Annotated in this window: 5 protein-coding genes and 3 tRNA genes; 3 read left to right on the top strand and 5 right to left on the bottom strand. The window is 43.1% G+C overall.

Annotated features, from left to right (window positions below; genetic code table 11):
• Positions 1 to 182: 182 nt before the first annotated feature.
• From AACR75_RS02850 to AACR75_RS02840, 3 genes are all read right to left on the bottom strand, one after another.
• Positions 183 to 258, bottom strand: a tRNA-Thr gene (locus AACR75_RS02850).
• 10 nt (positions 259 to 268) lie between these two features.
• Positions 269 to 343: transfer RNA gene (locus AACR75_RS02845), tRNA-Gly, on the bottom strand.
• A gap of 103 nt (positions 344 to 446) precedes the next feature.
• Positions 447 to 522, bottom strand: a tRNA-Thr gene (locus AACR75_RS02840).
• Positions 523 to 734: 212 nt separating this feature from the next.
• On the opposite strand from AACR75_RS02840, the gene coaA reads away from it, so the two are divergent.
• Positions 735 to 1,658 carry a type I pantothenate kinase gene (gene coaA, locus AACR75_RS02835; RefSeq protein WP_010318972.1) on the top strand — a complete coding sequence of 308 codons (924 nt, stop codon included), beginning with the start codon at positions 735 to 737 and terminating at the stop codon, positions 1,656 to 1,658.
• Between the two features lie 13 nt (positions 1,659 to 1,671).
• Here coaA and birA read toward each other — a convergent pair whose 3' ends face one another.
• Both birA and murB read right to left on the bottom strand, forming a co-directional pair.
• Positions 1,672 to 2,634 carry a bifunctional biotin--[acetyl-CoA-carboxylase] ligase/biotin operon repressor BirA gene (gene birA, locus AACR75_RS02830; RefSeq protein WP_047691670.1) on the bottom strand — a complete coding sequence of 321 codons (963 nt, stop codon included), beginning with the start codon at positions 2,632 to 2,634 and terminating at the stop codon, positions 1,672 to 1,674.
• Positions 2,631 to 3,677, bottom strand: a complete 1,047-nt coding sequence (murB, locus tag AACR75_RS02825; RefSeq protein WP_010318970.1) for a UDP-N-acetylmuramate dehydrogenase — start codon at positions 3,675 to 3,677, stop codon at positions 2,631 to 2,633. The genes birA and murB overlap by 4 nt, the downstream gene beginning before the upstream one ends.
• Positions 3,678 to 3,685: 8 nt before the next feature.
• On the opposite strand from murB, the gene AACR75_RS02820 reads away from it, so the two are divergent.
• Positions 3,686 to 4,168 carry a GNAT family N-acetyltransferase gene (locus AACR75_RS02820; protein ID WP_013857960.1) on the top strand — a complete coding sequence of 161 codons (483 nt, stop codon included), beginning with the start codon at positions 3,686 to 3,688 and terminating at the stop codon, positions 4,166 to 4,168.
• A 98-nt stretch (positions 4,169 to 4,266) separates the two neighbouring features.
• Complete coding sequence (gene pssA / locus AACR75_RS02815) at positions 4,267 to 5,607, top strand: CDP-diacylglycerol--serine O-phosphatidyltransferase (RefSeq protein WP_047691668.1); 1,341 nt, start codon at positions 4,267 to 4,269, stop codon at positions 5,605 to 5,607.
• Positions 5,608 to 5,914: the final 307 nt, after the last annotated feature.

The raw sequence follows: 5,914 nt of genomic DNA, 5'->3' as shown, positions 1-5,914 counted from the left end.
AGTTGTTTTACCGTGGTCAACGTGGCCGATAGTACCAACGTTTACGTGCGGTTTCGTACGTTCAAATTTTGCTTTAGACATGAGTTGTCCCTCTAGGTACGGATTTAGGTGGCTTTGATGACCACGCAACCAAAATTATTGGTAAGGAGTATATATCAAAAGGAGATAATTGCTTGGAGAGCTGGTGCTGATACCCAGAGTTGAACTGGGGACCTCACCCTTACCAAGGGTGCGCTCTACCGACTGAGCTATATCAGCACTCAAAAATTGGAGCGGGCAGCGGGAATCGAACCCGCATCATCAGCTTGGAAGGCTGAGGTAATAGCCATTATACGATGCCCGCACACGTAACTCTGAGAGCTATTTCCTTAAGAATATGGTGAGTCTGCTCCCTTTGGCCACTCGGGAACCCCTCCAAATTTTTTCTTCATTCTTTCGAAAAAGAATGGTGCCGACTACCGGAATCGAACTGGTGACCTACTGATTACAAGTCAGTTGCTCTACCTACTGAGCTAAGTCGGCATAAGTGGAGCGCATTCTATTGAATGATGCTCAGCCTTGCAAGCCTAAATATTAAAAAAAAACCAATTTTCCATAAATCTCGCCTGTTCGTTGCTTTTTCAAGCAAAATGCGTTTTCTCACTCAATTCTATCGTTTAAGGCATTTCCATTCTTTTCACCTTAATGTATGTTTCATCCTCTTCTTTTTTCTGTCATTCATCGTTAGGTATTTTATGGGTCCTTATATCTCTTTTGATCGCAATCAATGGGCCGAGCTACGTAACTCTGTCCCGATGACTCTCTCTGAGGCTGACTTAAAAGAGCTACAAGGTATTAATGAAAACCTAACGATGAAAGAAACGGCTGAGATTTATCTGCCTCTGGCTCGCTTACTTAATTTATACGTGGCCGCCAGACAAAGCCGAAATGCGGTTTTGCATCAATTTCTCGGTAATACCGATATATCGCCTCCTTTTATCATTGGCATCGCAGGAAGTGTCGCCGTTGGGAAAAGTACCACGGCGCGTTTGTTAAAAGCGCTTCTTTCACGCTGGGAGAATCATCCCAAAGTTGAACTGATTACGACAGATGGGTTTCTTTTTCCCAACAAAATTCTTAATGAAAGAGGAATTATGGGGAAAAAGGGGTTTCCTGAATCTTATGATATGAAACGTCTGGTACAGTTTGTGTCGGATGTTAAAGCAGGAAAAAGAAATGTAAGCGCGCCGATCTATTCACATCTTACTTATGACATCACCACTGAAGAGAAAGTCGTCGATAGGCCAGATGTGTTGATCATCGAAGGATTGAACGTCTTGCAAAGCGGCATGGATTATCCACACGATCCACATCGAGTGTTTATATCTGATTTCTTAGATTTCTCACTGTATGTCGATGCGGACAGTCAACTTATTGAAAAGTGGTATGTTGAACGCTTTATGAAGTTTCGTCACAGCGCCTTTAAGGAGACGGGATCGTACTTTAGCCACTACACAAAACTGTCTGAGCTAGAGGCGAGAGAAAAAGCTGAGAGCATTTGGCACTCGATCAACGGTAAAAATCTACAACATAATATTTTACCGACCAAAGAGCGCGCTCAGTTAGTTTTGCGTAAAGGCCTCAATCATACTGTGGAAGAGATACTACTAAGAAAATAGTTTGGTAAAGCGGTTACTCTGCCTTGCGTAACGATATTTCACCACCAATGTAACTCTCCATTCCATTCTCTGTTTCTAGCAACACCGCTCCATATTCGTTGATCCCGTGCACCACACCATAGACCTCTTTGGGGCCCATAAGCAGTTTAACTTTTCGACCAATAAAGTTATCGAGTCGATTCCAGCGCGGTATAAAATCCTTCATCCCATAAAGCTCGTAATCACGTAGCGCTTGGTCTAATGATTGAATAAAGACAGTAGCGAGCAAGTTCCTGTCTATTTTCAGACCGTCGGCTACCTGCGACAAACTTGCCCATGGCTGGTCAATGGCTTGCTCATTTTCGGGCATGAAAATGTTCATTCCCATCCCAATCACTAAATGTGCCGCTGCGCCAGCCTGCCCTGTCATTTCGACTAAAATGCCCGCCAGCTTTCTATCCTGAAAATAGAGATCGTTCGGCCACTTAAGCTTTACACCGTCAAATCCGATGCTTGCTAGCGCTTCCACAATCGCGACCCCGACCACAAGGCTAAGCCCCATTGCGGCCGCCATCCCCGCGTCGAGCCGCCAGTACATGGAAACATAAAGATTGCTGCCAAAAGGCGATATCCACTGACGCCCACGCCGACCCCGTCCATTAGCCTGATACTCTGCTAAGCAAACGCAGCCCGAAACAAGGTTATCTACACGTTCTAACAGGTATTGGTTGGTTGAATCGATAATGGGGAAAAGCTCGACAGGGTTACGCACGGCATTTTGGATCTGTGTCGCATCAAGTAGATTCAGTGATTGAGCAAGCTGATAGCCTTTGCCTTGGACGCGGAAAATATCAATTCCCCACTCCTGAATCCCTTTAATATGCTTACTTACTGCAGCGCGAGAAATACCAAGTTCTGCTCCTAGCAACTCACCAGAACAAAACTCGCCACTGGCCAGATGACGAAGTAATGATAGTTTGACACTGTGCTCTTTCACTTTAATTCCTTAGCAAGATGCTCAAGGTTCGTTTCACCAATCGCATCTAAAAATCGGACTTCATGCTCTAAAGATATCGAAAATTTATCCTGAACTGCTATGCAAACTTTAATCGCTAGTTGAATAACATCAAAGGCTGTAGCGCTACCTTTATTTACCAACACTAAAGCTTGCTTCGGATGCACTTGAGCATCACCTAAGCTATACCCTTTGAGCCCACACTGATCAATCAACCACCCAGCCGCTACTTTTCTGCCTTCTTCCACGGGGTAAGAAACAAGATCGGGATAACTCTCAAGAAGAGCCTGCCAATGTTCTAAACTAATAATTGGATTTTTAAAGAAGCTTCCTGCGTTACCTAGCACCCGCGGATCGGGTAATTTGGCATTGCGAGTAGCGCATACCCGTTTATAAATATCAATAGCTTGGCAGGTGTGACTATCCAGCTCTTGCAAAGGTCCATAATTCAGTACGGGTTGCCACTGCTTCAATAACTTTAGTCCTACCGCTACAACGATCGCGTTGCTGTGCAAAGCGTGCTTAAAAATAGAATCACGATAACCAAATAGACATTGTTTGGCGCTCAGGCGCTTGACGGTTAAGGAGTCTAAACAGAGATAATCAACGTAATCACACACATCTTGAAACTCTACACCATAAGCGCCAATATTTTGGATAGGAGCAGAACCTGCACAACCAGGTATCAAAGCCAAATTTTCAAGACCTGCAATATTTTGCTTCACAGCCCATTCAACAAGTGAAGGCCAATCCTCACCACCAGAAACATGCAAATAATGATAATTATCATCCTGCGTGTGCTGTAACCCTTTCAGTTGGTTGCTTAAAACCATTCCTTGAAAATCACAAGTAAAAAGGACATTGCTACCTTTTCCTAACATCAACTTAGGCAAAGTCTGCCATTCTGCGCTCTGGTAAATTTCCACCAAATCTTGCACAGAGAAAACTTCAGCTAATAATTGACAAGATTGTTCTAGGCCAAAAGTGTGGTATTTTTTTAAGCTCGCATTGGGATGTAATTGCATGGCATTCTATGGATAAATTAAACTCACGCCATTCTACAACAGATAACTATTCGAAGCAGGAAGAAATGTGGCAACTACAATTTGACATACTCCCCCCGATAAAACTTCCTTTGATCAAGCGAATGTACAAAGAACATTACCCTTCAGCAAAAGCTAGGAAAGATGAATTGTGCGTTATAGGCACGCTCGATGGGCAGATATCTGCTGTTGTCAGATTTAAAAATATTGATGTATATCGATTACTGACTGGCATGCTTGTGCTGCCAGAAAACCAAAAAAAAGGGATTGGGTCGCAGTTGCTCAATTATTGCAGCGAGAATATTCTCAATAATCAGGATTATTGCTTCGCATACGCTCATCTTGAGCCCTTTTATGCTCGTCATGGTTTTCACTCCATAATGACAGAAGAACTACCAATAGCTCTTATGCAACGGTTTGAGCGCTATGTATCCAGTGGTAAAGATCTCATTCCTATGAGATACCTAGGCTAGTATGACGAGAATGCGCGGCTTTTCTAGCAATTGAACCGTTGAATTTGGTAATATCCCCAGTTCGCAATTTTGCAAATAAGTAAGGTAAATCATCCAATATGATTGCTCATAGAAACCCATTCGAGCGATTGCCGACCATCGCACAATCACCGGATCATTTTGAAGTTTTATTTTCGGCAAAAGAATTTAAAAATCATCTGATCCAGTCGATCCGTCAGGCAAGTAAACGAATCTATCTTGTAGCGCTGTATTTAGAAGATGACGAAGCAGGCAGAGAAGTTTTAACGGAGCTATATAATGCCAAGCAAAGAAACCCTGGCTTAGATATTGCGATTTGCGTTGATTGGCATAGAGCGCAACGTGGATTAATTGGTGCGGCCGCTTCGGAAGGCAATGCTTCAATGTATCAAGAGTTCTCTCAGAACCACGAACACGCCATTCCCGTATACGGCATCCCCGTGCGAGGTCGCGAAGTTTTTGGTGTTTTACATCTCAAAGGTTTTATTGTCGACGACCAGGTGATCTATAGCGGAGCAAGCCTTAATAACGTTTATTTGCATCACAAAGAGCGCTATCGATTCGACCGCTATCACACCATCGACAATCAATCTCTTGCCGATAGCATGGTACAATTTATTCAGCAAAAAATGATAAGTCATCCTGCTGTCAATGACTTATCAAACACATCGAAGCCAACGACGAAAGATATCAAAACTGACATTCGGCAATTTAGAGCCTCTCTAGCAACAGCAAACTATGAGTTTGAGTCACAGATCCCAACAGCCGATCAAGTGGCTTTGACGCCACTGGTAGGTATTGGAAAGCGTCGAAATAAACTCAACCACAATATTAACCAACTGATCGCTCATGCTAAAGATGAAGTCTTTATCTGCACTCCGTATTTCAATTTTCCAAAAAGTGTCGCTAAAGAAGTTAAGAAAGCATTGAAACGGGGTGTAAAAATTCACATTGTCGTTGGCGATAAAACGGCAAACGATTTCTATATTTCCCCAGAGCAAACCTTCAAGACAATCGGCGGCTTACCTTATTTATATGAGCTTAATCTACGCCGTTTTGCCAAAGTAAATGAAGCCCATATTGCCAGTCGAAATCTTTCTATCCATCTCTGGAAACATGAAGAGAATAGCTTCCATCTAAAAGGCGTATGGGTGGATAAGCGCTATATGTTGATCACTGGTAATAACTTAAATCCAAGAGCATGGAAGCTCGATCTCGAGAATGCCATTCTCATCCAAGATCACTATCACCACTTAACACCTAAGTTTGAGCAAGAGATCGACAACATCCTTCGACATACTCAACTTGTTTGTACCTACAAACAACTAGAGAAGATAGAAAACTACCCTGATGCGGTACAAAAACTACTGCGCAAAGTAACGCGAGTTAAGGCCGATAGAGTGCTCAAACAGATTCTGTAAAGCACAACACTAGACGATTAGCCGACACAACGTGTTGGCTTTTTTATATGCCTACACGTTGTTTTCATATGGCTATTGATTGAGATAGTAGCGCCTTTCATGCAGCTACTCTGTTCGATGAACATAAACCAAAAGAATTTCAGCGCTCAAGAGGACATCAAGGAATAAGCACAGGGAATCTAGTTACAATAGAGATAGCTTAAAACGACTTAAGCAGCTCATTGAAACTCAAACGAAAAAAGCCCTGCTATTACTAGCAGGGCTTCTTAATAAGTGGCGGAGCGGACGGGACTCGAACCCGCGACCC

The organism is Vibrio sp. ZOR0018, assembly GCF_963865925.1.
Taxonomy (GTDB): Bacteria; Pseudomonadota; Gammaproteobacteria; order Enterobacterales; family Vibrionaceae; genus Vibrio; species Vibrio anguillarum.
Note: the sequence above shows the minus strand (reverse complement) of the source record. Positions and strands in the feature narration are given on the sequence as shown.

Bases quoted from the DNA above. Each gene is read 5' to 3' on its own strand.
- coaA (WP_010318972.1), top strand. From the start codon at position 735: ATGGGTCCTTATATCTCTTTTGATCGCAATCAATGGGCCGAGCTACGT.
- murB (WP_010318970.1), bottom strand. From the start codon at position 3,677: ATGCAATTACATCCCAATGCGAGCTTAAAAAAATACCACACTTTTGGC.
- AACR75_RS02820 (WP_013857960.1), top strand. From the start codon at position 3,686: ATGGATAAATTAAACTCACGCCATTCTACAACAGATAACTATTCGAAG.
- pssA (WP_047691668.1), top strand. From the start codon at position 4,267: ATGATTGCTCATAGAAACCCATTCGAGCGATTGCCGACCATCGCACAA.